Annotated in this window: 11 protein-coding genes and 2 pseudogenes; 8 read left to right on the plus strand and 5 right to left on the minus strand. The window is 70.3% G+C overall.

From position 1 onward, the window contains the following. The first annotated feature begins 184 nt into the window (after positions 1-184). Complete coding sequence (gene dnaE / locus OHO27_RS31650; RefSeq protein WP_328428380.1) at positions 185-3,724, plus strand: DNA polymerase III subunit alpha; 3,540 nt, start codon at positions 185-187, stop codon at positions 3,722-3,724. Positions 3,725-3,831: 107 nt separating this feature from the next. On the opposite strand, the gene OHO27_RS31655 is transcribed toward dnaE, so the two are convergent. Then, the gene (locus OHO27_RS31655; RefSeq protein ID WP_328428381.1) at positions 3,832-3,999 is read right to left on the minus strand and encodes a hypothetical protein; all 168 of its coding nucleotides are present in this window, start codon (positions 3,997-3,999) and stop codon (positions 3,832-3,834) included. 245 nt (positions 4,000-4,244) lie between these two features. On the opposite strand from OHO27_RS31655, the gene OHO27_RS31660 reads away from it, so the two are divergent. The 4 genes and pseudogenes from OHO27_RS31660 (at position 4,245) to OHO27_RS31675 (ending at position 8,352) form a co-directional block, all read left to right on the plus strand. After that, positions 4,245-5,459 (plus strand): NYN domain-containing protein, encoded by a 1,215-nt coding sequence (locus tag OHO27_RS31660; protein WP_328428382.1) that lies wholly within the window; start codon positions 4,245-4,247, stop codon positions 5,457-5,459. Between the two features lie 156 nt (positions 5,460-5,615). Further along, on the plus strand, positions 5,616-6,590 hold the full coding sequence (locus OHO27_RS31665) for an ABC transporter ATP-binding protein (protein WP_328428383.1): 975 nt from the start codon (positions 5,616-5,618) through the stop codon (positions 6,588-6,590). A gap of 100 nt (positions 6,591-6,690) precedes the next feature. Further along, positions 6,691-7,515 carry an ABC transporter permease gene (locus tag OHO27_RS31670; protein ID WP_328428384.1) on the plus strand — a complete coding sequence of 275 codons (825 nt, stop codon included), beginning with the start codon at positions 6,691-6,693 and terminating at the stop codon, positions 7,513-7,515. Positions 7,516-7,549: 34 nt separating this feature from the next. Then, a pseudogene (locus tag OHO27_RS31675) lies at positions 7,550-8,352 on the plus strand (AAA family ATPase). A gap of 339 nt (positions 8,353-8,691) precedes the next feature. On the opposite strand, the gene ybaK reads toward OHO27_RS31675, so the two are convergent. The 4 genes from ybaK to OHO27_RS31695 form a co-directional block, all read right to left on the minus strand. Further along, complete coding sequence (gene ybaK / locus OHO27_RS31680) at positions 8,692-9,195, minus strand: Cys-tRNA(Pro) deacylase (protein WP_328428385.1); 504 nt, start codon at positions 9,193-9,195, stop codon at positions 8,692-8,694. Between the two features lie 21 nt (positions 9,196-9,216). Next, positions 9,217-9,954, minus strand: coding sequence for an LON peptidase substrate-binding domain-containing protein (locus OHO27_RS31685; protein WP_328428386.1), 738 nt, complete (start codon positions 9,952-9,954; stop codon positions 9,217-9,219). 11 nt (positions 9,955-9,965) lie between these two features. Next, entirely contained in the window at positions 9,966-11,015 is a 1,050-nt protein-coding gene (locus tag OHO27_RS31690; protein WP_328428387.1) for a hypothetical protein, read from the minus strand. A gap of 160 nt (positions 11,016-11,175) precedes the next feature. Beyond that, positions 11,176-12,765 carry an oxidoreductase gene (locus OHO27_RS31695; protein WP_328428388.1) on the minus strand — a complete coding sequence of 530 codons (1,590 nt, stop codon included), beginning with the start codon at positions 12,763-12,765 and terminating at the stop codon, positions 11,176-11,178. 201 nt (positions 12,766-12,966) lie between these two features. Between OHO27_RS31695 and hisD the strand changes: the two genes are divergently transcribed. The 3 genes and pseudogenes from hisD to hisB all read left to right on the plus strand — a co-directional run bounded on the left by hisD (position 12,967) and on the right by hisB (position 16,053). Continuing rightward, positions 12,967-14,316, plus strand: a complete 1,350-nt coding sequence (hisD, locus tag OHO27_RS31700) for a histidinol dehydrogenase (protein WP_328428389.1) — start codon at positions 12,967-12,969, stop codon at positions 14,314-14,316. Next, positions 14,313-15,419 (plus strand): annotated as a pseudogene (locus tag OHO27_RS31705) (histidinol-phosphate transaminase); the annotation flags it as partial. The gene hisD and the pseudogene OHO27_RS31705, both read left to right, overlap by 4 nt. Before the next feature lie 40 nt (positions 15,420-15,459). Then, the gene (gene hisB / locus OHO27_RS31710; RefSeq protein ID WP_062719038.1) at positions 15,460-16,053 is read left to right on the plus strand and encodes an imidazoleglycerol-phosphate dehydratase HisB; all 594 of its coding nucleotides are present in this window, start codon (positions 15,460-15,462) and stop codon (positions 16,051-16,053) included. Positions 16,054-16,055: the final 2 nt, after the last annotated feature.

Consider the following 16,055-nt stretch of genomic DNA (forward strand, 5'->3'; position numbering starts at 1 on the left):
GAACGTGTACGACAGCGTTTCTGTCGTCTTCAACGGTCGGGGGCGGACGAAAGTGCCCGTCGTCCCTCGCTGTGAAGGTACGCGGGGCAGCCCTCCGAGTGTCAGTGCCGAGGCATAGACTTCGACGCTGTCCCCCGAACTGTCCGCCAGCCTGTCGCCGAGCGTTTTCCCTGGAGGCCACGCCGTGTCAAAGCCGCCGTTCACGCACCTGCACGTCCACACCCAGTACTCGCTGCTGGACGGTGCCGCGCGGCTGAAGGACATGTTCGACGCGTGCAACGAGATGGGCATGACGCACATCGCCATGTCCGACCACGGCAACCTCCACGGGGCGTACGACTTCTTCCACACCGCGAAGAAGGCCGGAGTCACCCCGATCATCGGGATCGAGGCGTACGTCGCCCCCGAGTCCCGGCGCAACAAGCGCAAGATCCAGTGGGGCCAGCCGCACCAGAAGCGCGACGACGTCTCCGGTTCCGGTGGTTACACCCACAAGACGATGTGGGCCGTCAACAAGACGGGCCTGCACAACCTCTTCCGGCTGTCCTCCGACGCGTACGCCGAGGGCTGGCTCCAGAAGTGGCCCCGGATGGACAAGGAGACGATCTCCCAGTGGTCCGAGGGGATCGTGGCCTCCACCGGCTGCCCCTCCGGTGAGGTCCAGACCCGGCTGCGGCTGGGACAGGAGGAGGAAGCCCTCAAGGCGGCGGCCGACTACCAGGACATCTTCGGCAAGGACCGCTACTTCCTGGAGCTGATGGACCACGGCATCGAGATCGAGCACCGGGTCCGCAAGGGCCTCCTGGAGATCGGCAAGAAGCTCGGCATCCCCCCGCTGGTCACCAACGACTCGCACTACACCTACGCGCACGAGGCGACCGCCCATGACGCCCTGCTGTGCATCCAGACCGGCAAGAACCTCTCCGATCCGGACCGCTTCAGGTTCGACGGCACCGGCTATTACCTGAAGTCCACGGACGAGATGTACGCCGTCGACTCCTCGGACGCCTGGCAGGAGGGGTGCGCCAACACCCTGCTGGTCGCGGAGATGGTCGACACCACCGGCATGTTCGAGGCCAAGAACCTCATGCCGAAGTTCGACATCCCCGAGGGCTACACCGAGGTCACCTGGTTCAAGGAGGAGGTCCGGGTCGGCATGGAGCGCCGCTTCCCGGGCGGCGTCCCCGAGGACCGTCAGAAGCAGGCCGAGTACGAGATGGACGTCATCATCCAGATGGGGTTCCCGGGCTACTTCCTCGTCGTCGCCGACTTCATCATGTGGGCCAAGAACAACGGCATCGCGGTCGGCCCCGGCCGAGGCTCCGCGGCCGGCTCGATCGTCGCCTACGCCATGGGCATCACCGACCTCGACCCGATCCCGCACGGCCTGATCTTCGAGCGGTTCCTCAACCCCGAGCGCGTCTCCATGCCCGACGTCGACATCGACTTCGACGAGCGCAGGCGCGTCGAGGTGATCAGGTACGTGACGGAGAAGTACGGCGCCGACAAGGTCGCCATGATCGGCACCTACGGCAAGATCAAGGCGAAGAACGCCATCAAGGACTCCGCGCGCGTGCTGGGCTACCCGTACGCGATGGGCGACCGCCTCACCAAGGCGATGCCCGCCGACGTCCTCGGCAAGGGCATCGACCTCGACGGCATCACCAACCCCACGCACCCTCGCTACAGCGAGGCGGGCGAGATCCGCGGGATGTACGAGAACGAGCCGGACGTCAAGAAGGTCATCGACACCGCGAAGGGCGTCGAGGGCCTGGTGCGGCAGATGGGCGTGCACGCCGCCGGCGTGATCATGTCCAGCGAGCCCATCGTCGACCACGCCCCCATCTGGGTGCGGCACACCGACGGCGTGACCATCACGCAGTGGGACTACCCGCAGTGCGAGTCGCTGGGCCTGCTGAAGATGGACTTCCTCGGCCTGCGCAACCTGACGATCATGGACGACGCCGTCAAGATGGTGAAGTCCAACAAGGGCGTCGACCTCGACCTGCTGTCCCTGCCGCTCGACGACCCGAAGACCTTCGAACTCCTCCAGCGCGGCGACACCCTCGGCGTCTTCCAGTTCGACGGCGGTCCGATGCGTTCGCTGCTGCGGCTGATGAAGCCCGACAACTTCGAAGACATCTCCGCCGTGTCGGCGCTGTACCGTCCGGGCCCGATGGGCATGGACTCGCACACCAACTACGCCCTGCGCAAGAACAAGCTCCAGGAGATCACCCCGATCCACAAAGAGCTGGAGGAGCCCCTCGAAGAGGTCCTGGCCGTCACCTACGGCCTGATCGTCTACCAGGAGCAGGTGCAGAAGGCCGCCCAGATCATCGCCGGGTACTCGCTCGGCGAAGCCGACATCCTGCGCCGCGTGATGGGCAAGAAGAAGCCCGACGAACTGGCGAAGAACTTCGTCCTGTTCCAGAAGGGCGCCCGCGACAAGGGCTACAGCGACGAGGCCATCCAGGCCCTGTGGGACGTGCTGGTCCCCTTCGCCGGCTACGCGTTCAACAAGGCGCACTCCGCCGCGTACGGCCTGGTCTCGTACTGGACCGCCTACCTGAAGGCCAACCACCCGGCCGAGTACATGGCCGGACTGCTCACCTCGGTCAAGGACGACAAGGACAAGTCGGCCGTCTACCTCAACGAGTGCCGACGCATGGGCATCAAGGTGCTCCCGCCGAACGTGAACGAGTCGGTGCACAACTTCGCCGCGCAGGGCGACGACGTGATCCTCTTCGGCCTCGAAGCCGTGCGCAACGTCGGCACGAACGTGGTGGAGTCGATCATCAGGAGCCGCAAGGCCAAGGGCAAGTACGGCTCCTTCCCCGACTACCTCGACAAGGTCGAGGCGGTGGCCTGCAACAAGCGGACCACGGAATCGCTGATCAAGGCGGGCGCGTTCGACAGCCTGGGGCACACCCGCAAGGGCCTCACCGCGCACTTCGAGCCGATGATCGACAACGTGGTCGCGGTCAAGCGCAAGGAGGCCGAGGGCCAGTTCGACCTCTTCGGCGGCATGGGCGAGGAGGAGAGCAGCGAGCCCGGCTTCGGACTCGACGTCGTCTTCACCGAGGACGAGTGGGAGAAGACCTATCTGCTCGCCCAGGAGCGGGAGATGCTCGGTCTGTACGTCTCCGACCACCCCCTGTTCGGCCTGGAGCACGTGCTGTCCGACAAGGCCGACGCGGGCATCGCCCAGCTGACCGGCGGCGAGCACGCGGACGGCGCCGTCGTGACCATCGGCGGCATCATCTCCGGCCTCCAGCGCAAGATGACCAAGCAGGGCAACGCGTGGGCGATCGCCACCGTCGAGGACCTCGCCGGTTCCATCGAGTGCATGTTCTTCCCGGCGACGTACCAGCTGGTGTCGACCCAACTCGTCGAGGACGCCGTCGTGTTCGTCAAGGGCCGCCTCGACAAGCGCGAGGACGTGCCGCGGCTGGTCGCGATGGAGCTCCAGGTCCCCGACCTGTCGAACGCGGGCACCAACGCGCCCGTGATCCTCACCATCCCCGCCACCAGGGTCACCCCGCCGATGGTCAACCGCCTCGGCGAGATCCTCACCCATCACAAGGGTGACAGTGAGGTCCGTATCAAGCTCCAAGGCCCGACCAAGACGACGGTGCTGCGGCTGGACCGGCACCGCGTGAAGCCCGACCCGGCGCTCTTCGGTGACCTGAAGGTGCTGCTCGGCCCGTCCTGTCTGGCGGGCTGAACGGCCGCGCGCCGGAGCGCCGGCGCTGAATGCGCGAGAGGGGCGCACCTCGTACGGGGTGCGCCCCTCTTGATGTGCCTGGGTCTCAACGACCCGATATGCAGATGTCAGTTGTGACCGAAGCGCTTCTGCCGGCCTTTGCGGGCCATGTCGCCGGGAGTCACCTGCGGCGTGGCGCGCTGCTCGGTCTGCGTCTCCATCGCGGACTGCTGAGCCTGCTGCTGACCACGCTCGGACTGCGGCTGTTTCCGGTCCTGCTTCTTGTTCTTGGCCATGGTGATGCCTCCTGTGGGGGTTCTAGGGGCCAGGGCCGGGACCAGATTCACATAGGCTGACTAAGAACGCATTTCGGATAATTACCGTGCGTAACAGCGGTTGTCGGGGCGTGAGGCATGGCGCACCGGGGATTCGATGCCCCGAAACGCCACGCCGAAGATCGAGTTCGCCCCGTTAACCCCCGCGTGGTCGGGCAGACTCGAAGGAAGCCCAAAGCAAACCTCCCGGGAAGAGGGTGAGTCGCGTGGACCGCTGCATCGTCCTGGTGGACGCCGGGTATCTGCTGGGGGCCGCCGCCAGCCTGCTCGCCGGGGAACCATCCCGGTCCCGGATCGCCGTCGATCACACCGCCCTCATCCAGGGGCTGCGCGAACGCGCCGAGTCCGACACCCAGCAGCCCCTGCTGCGCATCTACTGGTTCGACGGCGCCCCCGACCGCGTCCCGCAGCCCGAGCACCGCAGGCTGCGGGTGATGCCCCGGGTCACCGTCCGGCTCGGTGCCCTGACCCGAAGCGACGGCCGCTGGGCACAGAAGGGCGTGGACGCCGCGATGCACGCCGAGCTGACCGAACTCGCCCGCAACCGCGCCTGCTCGGACGTGGTGCTGGTGACCGGTGACGGGGATCTGCTGCCCGGCATGATGGCCGCCAAGGAGCACGGGGTCGCCGTACATCTGTGGGCCGTCCAGGCCGCGGACGGTGACTACAACCAGTCCGAGGACCTGGTCGCCGAGGCGGACGAGCGGCGCGTACTCGACCGTGCGTGGATCACCAAGGCCGTACGCGCCAAGGAGCTCACCGGGGTGTGCGCCCCGCCGCCCGTGCCCCGGCCCGAGATCGCCGCGATCCTGTCCGCGCCGCTGCCCGACTCCGCGCTCGGCGCGGCGACCCAGCGGCCCGCCGAGGAGGCCGAGCACGCGCAGGCCGCCGCCTCGGAGAACGGCACGCAGGAGCGGGTGCCCGCGCCCAAGGGCGTGCCCACGCCGAAGGACCTCGCCGCCCTGCGCGCGCCCGGCGTGCCGCCCGCCCCGCCGGCGAGCGCGACCCTGCGGTGGTCCTCCGACAAGGGCTGGGTCGACCGGCCCGGCGTCGCGGCCGAACCGCCGGACGCCGCCTCCATGCCGACGCTCGCGCAGCTGACCACGGCGGAGCAGCGGTGGGCCGACCGGGAGGAGGACATCACGACCGTCGGCGGTGATCCCTACGAGGTGGGGCAGGTCTTCGCACGCCGGTGGATGGAGCGGCTCGGGGAGCAGAACAATCTGCAGAAGCTGTCCGGGATGTATCCGCGGATCCCGCACCGGATCGACGGGGAGTTGCTCAGGTACGCGGCCCGGTTCGGGCTGCTCGCACACAAGGACGACCAGATCGACGAGCACGACCGGTACGCGATCCGTGCCGGGTTCTGGCGGGAGGTCGACGTACGCACGGCCGCGGAGCATGCGCCTGCCGGGGAGTGACCCCGGCGAATTCCGGGTTACCGGCGGATTTCTTACGGCAAGCAGGCGATTTGTGCCCAGTGGCCGCCCCGGGCACGGAACGGGGGTCCGGACCCCGTAGGCTCGTCCCTTGTGAGTAGGCGCGCGGCACAGGCATTTCGGCACGATGGTGATGTCGTGTGCGCCCTGCGTGGGCTGACCAAGACCTACCCGGCCGTGCGCGGACGGCGCGGGGCGCCGGGCACTCCCGAGGTGCGGGCCACCGACGACGTACGGCTGGACATCCGGCGCGGCGAGATCTTCGGACTGCTCGGGCCCAACGGCGCCGGCAAGACCACGCTCGTGCGTCAGCTCACCGGCTTGATGCGGCCCGACGCCGGGAGCGTCGAGATCCTCGGGCACGACATCGTGCGGCATCCGGAGCGGGCCGCGCGGATTCTGGCGTATCTCGGGCAGGAGTCGACCGCCCTCGACGAGCTGACCGTCTCGCTCGCCGCCGAGACGACCGGGCGGCTGCGCGGCCTGGACGTGCGAGCGGCGCGGGCCGAGCGGGACGCCGTACTCGACGAACTGGGGCTCACACCCCTCGCGGGGCGGCCGCTGAAGAAGCTGTCCGGCGGGCAGCGCCGGCTGGCCTGCTTCGCCGCCGCGCTGGTGGGGGAGCGGCCGTTGCTCGTGCTGGACGAGCCGACCGCGGCGATGGACCCGGTGGCGCGGCGGGCCGTGTGGTCTGCCGTGGACAGGCGCCGTGCCGAGCGCGGCACGACCGTGCTGCTCGTCACCCACAACGTCATCGAGGCCGAGACCGTGCTCGACCGGGTCGCGGTGCTCGACCGGGGCCGCGTGATCGCCTGTGACACGCCGTCCGGGCTCAAGGAGCGCGTCGCGGGCGAGGTCCGGGTCGATCTGCTGTGGCGGGACCGGGCGCCGCTGGACGTGCCCGAGGTCGCGGCGCTGCAGGACCGGGTCGTGGAGTCCGGGCGCCGCTGGACGCTGCGGCTCGCCCCCGAGGAGGCCCGCGCGGTCGTCGCCACCGTCACCGGCGGGGCCGCCTTCGCCGCGCTGGACGACTTCACGCTCGCCACGCCGCGCCTGGAGGACGTCTATCTGGCGCTGGGCGGCGCCGCACAGCAGGGGCTGGTGAAGGCTTGAGCACGCTGACCGCCGTATCCGTATCCGTATCCGTATCCGTATCCGTACGGAACAGGGCCACCTCCCCCGTGAACCCCCGTGTGAAAGGGAGCAGCGCCACGTGAGTGTCGTACCCGCCGAGGTTCTGCCGGGCAGCGCCCTGGCCGTGGACGAGAAGGCCGGTCCGGTCGCGGCCGAGCTCGGGCCGCGGGCGCGGCTGTGGCCGTCGCTGTGCGCCGTGTACCGGGCCCAGCTGTCCCGTGCCCGGGTCGCGCGCATCCCGCTGCTGTTCGTGGCGACCTTCCAGTCGATCGGGATCATGATCCTGATGCGCGGGGTCGTGGACGGCGGAGCCGAGGCACAGGCCGTGGTGGCCGGGTCGTCCGTGCTCGTGGTCGCCTTCGTCGCGCTGAACCTGCTCGCGCAGTACTTCGGGCAGTTGCGGGCCAGCGGCGGGCTCGATCACTACGCCACCCTGCCGGTGCCGCCCGCCGCGGTGGTGCTGGGCGCGGCGGGGGCGTACGCCTCCTTCACCGTGCCGGGGACCGTGGTGACGGCCGTCTTCGGGTGCGCGCTGTTCGGGTTGCCGGTCGCGCATCTGTGGGTGCTCGTCGCCGTGATCCCGCTGGCGGGCGCCGCGCTCGCCGGGCTGGGCGCCGCGCTCGGGCTGCTCGCGCCGCGGCCCGAACTGGCCACGCTCCTCGGGCAGCTGGGGATGTCCGCGGCCCTGCTGCTGGGGGTGCTGCCGGCCGACCGGATGCCGGAGGCGGTCCGGTTCACCCGGGATCTGCTGCCGTCGACGTACGGCGTGGAGGCCTTCGCGCGGACCTTCGGGGAGCGGCCCGACTGGGCGTTCGTGCTCGGGGATCTCGCCGTGTGCGGGATGCTCGGCGTCGTCTCGCTGGGCGTCGCCACCTGGGCGTACCGCCGGGCGGCCGTCCGGTGACGCGTCGCACAGGGCGGCCTGGCACGATGGCAGGGTGACCGCTCCGCTGACTCCACCACCGCACCCGCGTGACCAGTCCTCGAACAATGCGTGGCAGCCGCCCGCCGGTGGGAACGCGAGTTCCGCCTCCTACGGGGCCCCGCAGGGTGCCCCGCACGACGCTGTGTACGGTGCCCCGCCGGGGGCGCCGAGTCCTCATGGCTCCCATGGCCACCACGGCGCTCAGGGCCCGTACGGCATATCTGGCTCGTACGAACAGGACGGTCCCGGCATGAAGACCGAAGTGCGAGAGGCCGCCGTGGTCGCGGTGGTCGTGGCGTTCTTCGGGGCACTGCTCGGGGTGCTGTGGTGGTGGCTGGCGCCGAGTGTGCCTCTGGTCGGGGATGTCGTCGACAAGAGCTGGGTCGTCTACTTCAAGGACTCCGAGGGGGAGCAGGCTGTCGGGGTGGACGGAACGTTCACTCTGCTTGCGCTTGCGTTCGGGCTGGTCAGTGCGGTGGGGGTGTTCCTGTGGCGGCGGCGTGGGGGTGTGCCGTTGGTGGTTGCGCTGGCGGTCGGGGGGTTTCTCGGGTCGTTGCTGGCCTGGCGGGTCGGGGTGTGGCTCGGGCCCACCGAGAATGTGATCGCTCACGCGAAGGATGTGGGCAAGGGGGTTACGTTTTCGGCGCCGTTGAAGTTGGGGGCGAAGGGGTGTGGCTGGCGTGGCCTCTTGCCGCGTTGGTGGTGCACCTTGGGCTGACGGCGTTGTTCGGGCCGCGCGATGCGGAGCCGTATCAGGGGCCAGGGCCCTCTGAGGGGCATCAGCAGGCGGGGCCGTATGGGGTGCCGCCGGCGTAGGGCTTGTCGGGTTCGGGTTGGTGGCACGCCGGGTGGGTTTCGCCCCCGCCGCCCCTACCCTTCCCGTCCTCCAGGGGCGCTGCCCCTTCGGACCCCGGCCCTGGGGGCTGCCGCCCCCAGACCCCCGCTATCGGCCCTGAACGGGCCTCGTCCTCAAACGCCGGACAGGCTGAAATGCCTGGACCGGCGTCGAGAGGCGAAGGCCCCCTTACAGAGCCCGCCCCTACGCCGGGCGGCGCCCATGGTTCGAGCGGCCCTTCTTGGTGCGCCACTTGCGTTTCCGGGTTTTCTTCGACATGTCTCTCGTAATTAACCGAGGAGTCCGGGTTCGTCGAGGGGTCACGCACGTCCGATGGGGGCCAGGGTCGCGTTCGTGAGGGTGGTCAGGTCGGTGGGGGAGAGTTCGACCTCCAGGCCGCGGCGGCCCGCCGAGATGCAGATCGTGGGGTGGGCGGAGGCCGAGGCGTCCAGGACCGTGGGGAGTCTCTTGCGCTGGCCGAGGGGGGAGATGCCGCCCCGGACGTAGCCCGTGGTGCGTTCCGCCAGGGCCGGGTCGGCCATCGCGGCGCGCTTGCCGCCGACCGCCGCTGCCAGGGCCTTGAGGTCCAGTTGGCCGGCGACCGGGACCACGGCCACGGTGAGGTTGCCGTCCACGTCCGCGACCAGCGTCTTGAAGACCCTGTCGGGGGACACGCCCATCGCCTCGGCGGCCTCGTCGCCGTAGGAGGGGTGGGAGGGGTCGTGGTCGTAGGAGTGGGTCGTGTAGTCGATGCCCGCCGCGGTCAGGGCCACGGTCGCCGGTGTGCCGCCCGACTGCTGCTGCTTCTTGGACTTCTTCGCCATGTCGTTCCGCTCAGTTCCTGCTCAGTTGAGACTCGTCGGGCCGCGCGTCAGGTCCGATGCCGGCAGGGACGGCAGCGTACGGATGATCGAGGTCTCGGCGCGAAGGAGTTTCAGCTCGTCGCGCAGGCGGGACGCGGTGTCGGCGGACTGGAGCAGGCGTTGCTTCGTCGGGGTGTCCAGCATCATCGCGGCCGCCACCAGGTAGGAGACGACCGAGGGCTGGTCAGGGAGGTCGGCCGTGGTGGAGAGGGAGCGTTCGCGGGCGCCCGCCAGGCGCTTCTGGTACTGGCGGAACGCGCGCAGGACGCCTTCGGCCAGGGCGCCTGCCTCCTCGCCCGGCTCGTCGGGCAGTTCTTCCAGTTCCGCCGTCAGGAAGGGCCCCGACGCGTCCACCGACAGCAGCCGCACCCTTGTCGTGCCCGTCGCCAGCACCTCGAAGGTGCCGTCGGCCCGCTCCCGGATCGTCGCCGCGTCCGCCACACATCCCACCCCGTGGAACGCCTTGACCGGGTCCGGGCCGAAGCCGGCCGCCGGGCCGCGGTCGGGCAGCGCCGTGGGGTCCGGCATGCCGGGGGCGCTCTGGGCGACCTCGTGGCCGTCGCGGATCGCCACGACGGCGAAACGGCGCGCTTCCTCCTCGGGGGTCTTGAGGAGGTCACGCATCATGGCGCGATAGCGCTCCTCGAAGACGTTGAGCGGGAGCACGAGACCCGGGAACAGCACCGAGTTCAGGGGGAAGAGCGGAAGGCGGACGGTCACGGCGCCAAAGCCTAGTGGTCGCCGGGGTGAACGCGTCCGGCGAGCCCACCTGGTGGATGTCCGCCGCGGGCACCGCGAGCCTGTGCGGAGGCGGCTGCCCGTCGCCGCACCTCGTCGCGCACTTCCAGGAACCGGCCCAGCGGATCGTCCGAGAACCGGCTCCAGGGGAAGGAGGTGGCGTACGGGCCGATCAGACGTAGCTGCTCCAGGGCGTCCTCCCAGCGGCCCAGCCGTGCCAGGACGCACGTCAGCTTGTTGCGGGTCGCGGCCGGCCAGAGGTCGGCCGCCGGGAACCGGGCGGAGAGCGCGATGGCCCGGTCGGCCGCCGCGTCCAGCCGCTCCGGCGGCACCCCCGGACCGCAGCCGTCGTTCAGGTACGCGAGGACGGCCCGGGTCGGCAGGGCCTGCACCAGGGACGCGGCCGGGGCGTCCTGTGCGGCCCGGTCGGCGAAGTCGAGGCACTCACGGTGGGAGCCGTGCCAGGACGAGGCCAGATAGCGCAGGGCGGCCACATGGCAGCCGTAATGGAGCGGGGCGCGGCGCAGGGCCGCCTCCCACAGCTCCCCGAAGTAGGTGTGCCCGGCGCGTGAGCCGCGCGCGTGGTCCAGAGCGAGCCGCCAGGGCACCGGGTCGCGGTCGTCGGCGCGGGCGGCGGCGGTGATCAGCGGGCTCACCCCTCGTAGCAGTTCGGCGCGGGCCGGTGACTGCCAGGCGTGGTCCACGGCGACCTGGGCCCTGACCAGCAGGACGTCCGGATCGTGCGGGGCGGCGGCGTACCAGGCCCCCAGCCACTCGGGCCGCGAGCGCGCGAAGGCGGCCAGGCGCAGCGCGTATCCGTCGCGGTAGTCCCACTGCGCCTCGTGCCGCGTGGCGGCGAGCAGCTCGGCAGCGGTCTCGTACGCGCCCTGCCCGGCCGCGACCAGCGCGGGTCCGAGGCGGTCGTCAGGCGCGTCGAGGAGCACCTCGTCGTCGATGGGGAGACCGACGCCGGGGTGTTCTACGGTCCTTGTCGTCCGGGACGCACGGCCGAACGGGGGCAGCAGAGCCATGGTGTCGACCATTGAAGGACCGCTGGTCACGCCCGCGCCAGAGGGAACGGGCAAGACGTGGAAAGTTGTACGCCGTCAGGTCAAGAACAGGTAAAGGTCCACTGTTCAACAACTGTCCGACATCTATATATTCGGCTCTGCAGTCACAACATCCTCATCGGCCTCAGCAGCCTCAGCTCCGGCGCAGCATCCGTGTCGCCCCCGCTGCCACCGTCGTCGCCAGGATCCAGCCCAGCAGGATCATCGCCGCGGCCAGCCACTGCCAGGCGCCGCTCAGCTGCCAGAACCCGACCTGGCCGAGGTCGATCACCGGAAGCAGCAGGTCGAGGGCGAAAAGGGTCGGGTTCCAGGCCGGATGCTCGCCGCCCTTGAGCGGCGGTGGGTCGGCGTACGTGAAGGCCACCGAACTCGCCGCCCAGAGCACGGCCATCCACACCGCCGCCCGGCCCGGCCGATAGCCGTACGCGACCATCCAGTCCTGCGCGTATCCCACGAGCTTGGCCGCGGGCGGCAGGGTCTCGCGGCGGCGGCGCTGCTTGGCGAGGAGCACCTCGCGCGCGTCCTCGTCCTCGCCGCCGGCCCGCAGCACGGTGGCCAGCCGCTCATACGGCTCCGGGTTGTACTCGGCGGTCGCGGCGGTCACCCACTCCAGCCGCCGCTCCAGCGGGAACGGGCCGCGCGGCACCAGGTTCTCGTACTGGAAGCCGCCCATGTGCAGCCGGCCGGGGCCCGGCCAGGCGTCGGCCCGGTCCATCAGGTTGACGACCCGCGCCCCGGACAGCACCACACCGCCGCGCTCCGCCCGCTCGCCGAGGAAGCGCAGCTCGGGCGTCTGGATACGGCGCAGCGACAGCTCCTGCTCGTCGGTGAAGGTGAACCGGGCCCGCTCCAGGTCGACCGCGTCCCCGAACCGTCCGTCGTCGAGCCGCACCCCGCCCTGGCACTCGAACCGCTGGATGCGCGTCCCACGCGCGGGAGTGCGGCCGCTCAGCAGCGGGCTGCCGACGCCCGCCGGAGTCAGGTACAGCGTGCGCCCGACGGTCAGCTGGGGGGCGTTCAGTGCGAGCCGGGTGTACGGGTTGACCAGCCGCGCGCCCCGCAGGCTCAGCGACACGCCGATGCTGGCGCCGCGCAGACTCAGCTCACCGTGCGACTCCAGCATCTCGGCCTGGAGGTCCTGGCCGACGCTGATGCCGTCCGCGCCGATCGAGCGGCCACTGCGGTCGCGGTAGACGATCGCCTGGTTGAGCAGCAGATCCGTGCCGATGTGGGCGTCGGTGAGCCGTACGCCGTTGTGGAAGCGGCAGCGCGGCAGATGCAGGTCGCCCTCGGTGTTCACGCGGGCGGCCTCCAGCCGCGGCACCGCGCAGTCCACCAGCCGCAGGGTCGTGAAGCGGGCCTCCGGCAGCAGGATCTCCCGGTCGAAGCGGCAGCGGCGCATCTCGACGTACGGGTCCACCGTGCCGCCCGCCAGGTCCATCGTGCCGCTGATCCGCACGCCGACCAGCTTCAGCGCGGAGACCCGGCCGGCGAGTGCGGGCGGGCCGTCCAGCAGCAGCCAGCAGACGATACGCGCGCGTACCGTGCGCTCGTCTCCCCAGGGATGCCCGCCGTGTGGATCGTCGACGACGGTGTCGCCGCTGCTCAGGTCGTACACGCTGCCGTTGCGGAAGGCCTGCCACATGCCGAGTTCGGCGGCGGTCAGGTCGTTCGGCAGGTCGTCCGGCAGGTCTCCGTCGCGGAGGCCGGCGCCTTCGGTCACGTCTCGTCCATCCCCCTTGGGTCTGCTGGTTCCGCTGGTTCCGCATTGGCTACTCACGGGTTTCGTACAACCGTTCAATGCCCGCTGAGTGACGCCCCGAACGCTAGACGTGAAGGTGATCTTCCGGGTTCCTGGAGGGTTCTGTATCAGCCATTGATACGCGCGACCAGTGCCGGACGCGGGTCTGAGAGAATTGAGCCCGTGATCTCCCGAATCGATCTGCGCGGCGACGCCCTTCCCGAAGGCCCCGCCCTGCGCGACCTGCTGCCCCGAGCCGACTTCGACGTCTCGGCCGCCCTGGAGAAGGTGCGTCCGATCTGCGAGGCCGTGCATCATCGGGGCGACGCGGCGCTGATCGACTTCGCGGAGAAGTTCGACGGGGTCAGGCTCGACCAGGTGCGGGTGCCCGCCGAGGCGCTCGAAAAGGCCCTCGCGGAACTCGACCCGGCCGTACGCGCGGCCCTGGAGGAGTCCATCCGCCGCGCCCGTCTCGTCCACCGCGAGCAGCGCCGTACGACGCACACGACCCAGGTCGTGCCGGGCGGTTCCGTGACCGAGAAGTGGGTGCCGGTCGACCGCGTCGGGCTGTACGCGCCCGGCGGCCGGTCCGTCTACCCGTCCTCCGTGATCATGAACGTGGTGCCCGCTCAGGAGGCAGGTGTCGAGTCGATCGCGCTGGCCTCTCCGGCCCAGGCCGAGTTCGGCGGCCTGCCGCACCCGACGATCCTCGCCGCGTGCGCGCTGCTGGGCGTCGACGAGGTGTACGCAGCCGGTGGCGCCACGGCCGTCGCGATGTTCGCGTACGGCACCGAGTCCTGCCCGCCCGCCAACATGGTCACCGGCCCCGGCAACATCTGGGTCGCCGCCGCCAAGCGCTACTTCACCGGCAAGATCGGCATCGACGCCGAGGCGGGCCCGACCGAGATCGCGGTCCTCGCGGACTCCACCGCGGACCCGGTGCACGTCGCCTCCGACCTGATCAGCCAGGCCGAGCACGACCCGCTCGCCGCCGCCGTCCTCGTCACCGACTCCGTGGAGCTGGCGGACGCGGTCGAGAAGGAGCTGGAGCCGCAGGTCGCGGCCACGAAGCACATCGACGACCGGATCGTCCCGGCCCTGAAGGGCAGGCAGTCCGCGATCGTCCTGGTCGACGGCGTCGACGAGGGCCTCAAGGTCGTCGACGCGTACGGCGCCGAGCACCTGGAGATCCAGACGGCCGACGCGGCCGCCGTGGCCGACCGGGTGCGCAACGCCGGCGCGATCTTCATCGGCCCGTGGGCCCCGGTCTCGCTCGGCGACTACGCCGCCGGATCCAACCACGTGCTGCCCACCGGCGGCTGTGCCTGCCACTCCTCGGGCCTGTCCGTCCAGTCCTTCCTGCGCGGCATCCACATCGTCGACTACACGAAGGACGCGCTGGCGGAGGTCGCGCAGCACGTGGTCACGCTGGCGGAGGCGGAGGACCTGCCGGCGCACGGCGCGGCGATCAAGGCCAGGTTTGTCGGAGACGAACAAATGTCGCGTGGCTGGAAGGTACCCGAGAGCAAGTGAGCGACGTACGCATCGACGATCTCCCCGTGCGGGACGAGCTGCGCGGCAAGTCCCCTTACGGCGCGCCCCAGCTGGACGTCCCCGTACGGCTGAACACCAACGAGAACCCCTACCCCCTGCCCGAGCCGCTGGTCGAGCGGATCGCCGAGCGGGTGCGTGAGGCGGCCCGGAACCTCAACCGCTACCCGGACCGGGACGCCGTGGAGCTGCGCACGCAGCTCGCGAAGTACCTGACGGACACCTCCGGCTACGAGGTCGCCCTGGCCAACGTGTGGGCGGCCAACGGCTCCAACGAGGTCATCCAGCAGCTGCTGCAGACCTTCGGCGGACCGGGCCGTACGGCGATCGGCTTCGAGCCGTCGTACTCGATGCACGGCCTCATCTCGCGCGGCACCGGCACCGGCTGGATCTCCGGCCCCCGCAACGACGACTTCACGATCGACGTCACGGCCGCCGAGAAGGCGATCGCCGAGCACCGGCCCGACGTCGTCTTCATCACCACCCCCAACAACCCCACGGGCAACGCGGTCCCGCGCGAGACGGTCCTGGCGCTGTACGACGCCGCGCAGGCCGCCAAGCCGTCGATGGTCGTCGTCGACGAGGCGTACGTCGAGTTCAGCCACGGCGACTCGCTGCTGCCGCTGCTCGAAGGTCGGCCGAATCTCGTCGTCTCCCGGACGATGTCGAAGGCCTTCGGCGCCGCCGGCCTGCGCCTGGGCTATCTCGCGGCGCACCCGGCGGTCGTGGACGCCGTCCAGCTCGTACGCTTGCCGTATCACCTGTCGGCCGTCACCCAGGCGACCGCGCTGGCCGCCCTGGAGCACACCGACATGCTGCTCAAGTACGTCGAGCAGCTGAAGGCCGAGCGGGACCGGTTGGTCACCGAGCTGAGGGCGGCCGGCTACGAGGTCGTCGAGTCGGACGCGAACTTCGTGCAGTTCGGGCGATTCGACGACGCGGGCGGCTCGCATGCGGCCTGGCAGAAGATCCTCGACCGGGGCGTCCTGGTCCGGGACAACGGCATCCCCGGGTGGTTGCGGGTCAGCGCCGGAACCCCCGAAGAGAACGACGCGTTCCTCGACGCGGTACGTGACTTGCAGCGTTTTGTGGGGGACACCCCACACCCCCGAAGGAGCAGAGCGCATGAACCGCGTAGGCCGCATAGAGCGGGTGACGAAGGAGACCTCGGTCCTCGTCGAGATCGATCTCGACGGGTCCGGCAAGGTCGACGTGTCGACAGGTGTCGGCTTCTACGACCACATGCTCGACCAGCTCGGCCGGCACGGTCTGTTCGACCTGACCGTGAAGACCGAGGGCGACCTGCACATCGACTCGCACCACACCATCGAGGACACCGCCCTCGCGCTGGGCGCCGCCTTCAAGCAGGCGCTGGGCGACAAGGTGGGGATCTACCGCTTCGGCAACTGCACGGTTCCGCTCGACGAGTCGCTCGCCCAGGTCACCGTCGACCTCTCGGGTCGCCCCTACCTCGTGCACACCGAGCCCGAGAACATGGCGCCGATGATCGGCGAGTACGACACCACGATGACCCGGCACATCCTGGAGTCCTTCGTCGCCCAGGCCCAGATCGCGCTGCACGTGCACGTGCCGTACGGGCGTAACGCCCACCACATCGTCGAGTGCCAGTTCAAGGCGCTGGCACGGGCCCTGCGGTACGCCTCCGAGCGGGACCCGCGCGCGGCGGGCATCCTTCCCTCGACGAAGGGTGCGCTGTAACC

The organism is Streptomyces sp. NBC_00443 (assembly GCF_036014175.1).
GTDB lineage: Bacteria > Actinomycetota > Actinomycetes > Streptomycetales > Streptomycetaceae > Streptomyces.

Excerpts from the sequence above, each read along its gene's own strand:
- OHO27_RS31655 (WP_328428381.1), bottom strand. The coding sequence starts at position 3,999 with ATGGCCAAGAACAAGAAGCAGGACCGGAAACAGCCGCAGTCCGAGCGT.
- ybaK (WP_328428385.1), bottom strand. The coding sequence starts at position 9,195 with ATGGCGAAGAAGTCCAAGAAGCAGCAGCAGTCGGGCGGCACACCGGCG.
- OHO27_RS31690 (WP_328428387.1), bottom strand. The coding sequence starts at position 11,015 with ATGGTCGACACCATGGCTCTGCTGCCCCCGTTCGGCCGTGCGTCCCGG.
- hisB (WP_062719038.1), top strand. The coding sequence starts at position 15,460 with ATGAACCGCGTAGGCCGCATAGAGCGGGTGACGAAGGAGACCTCGGTC.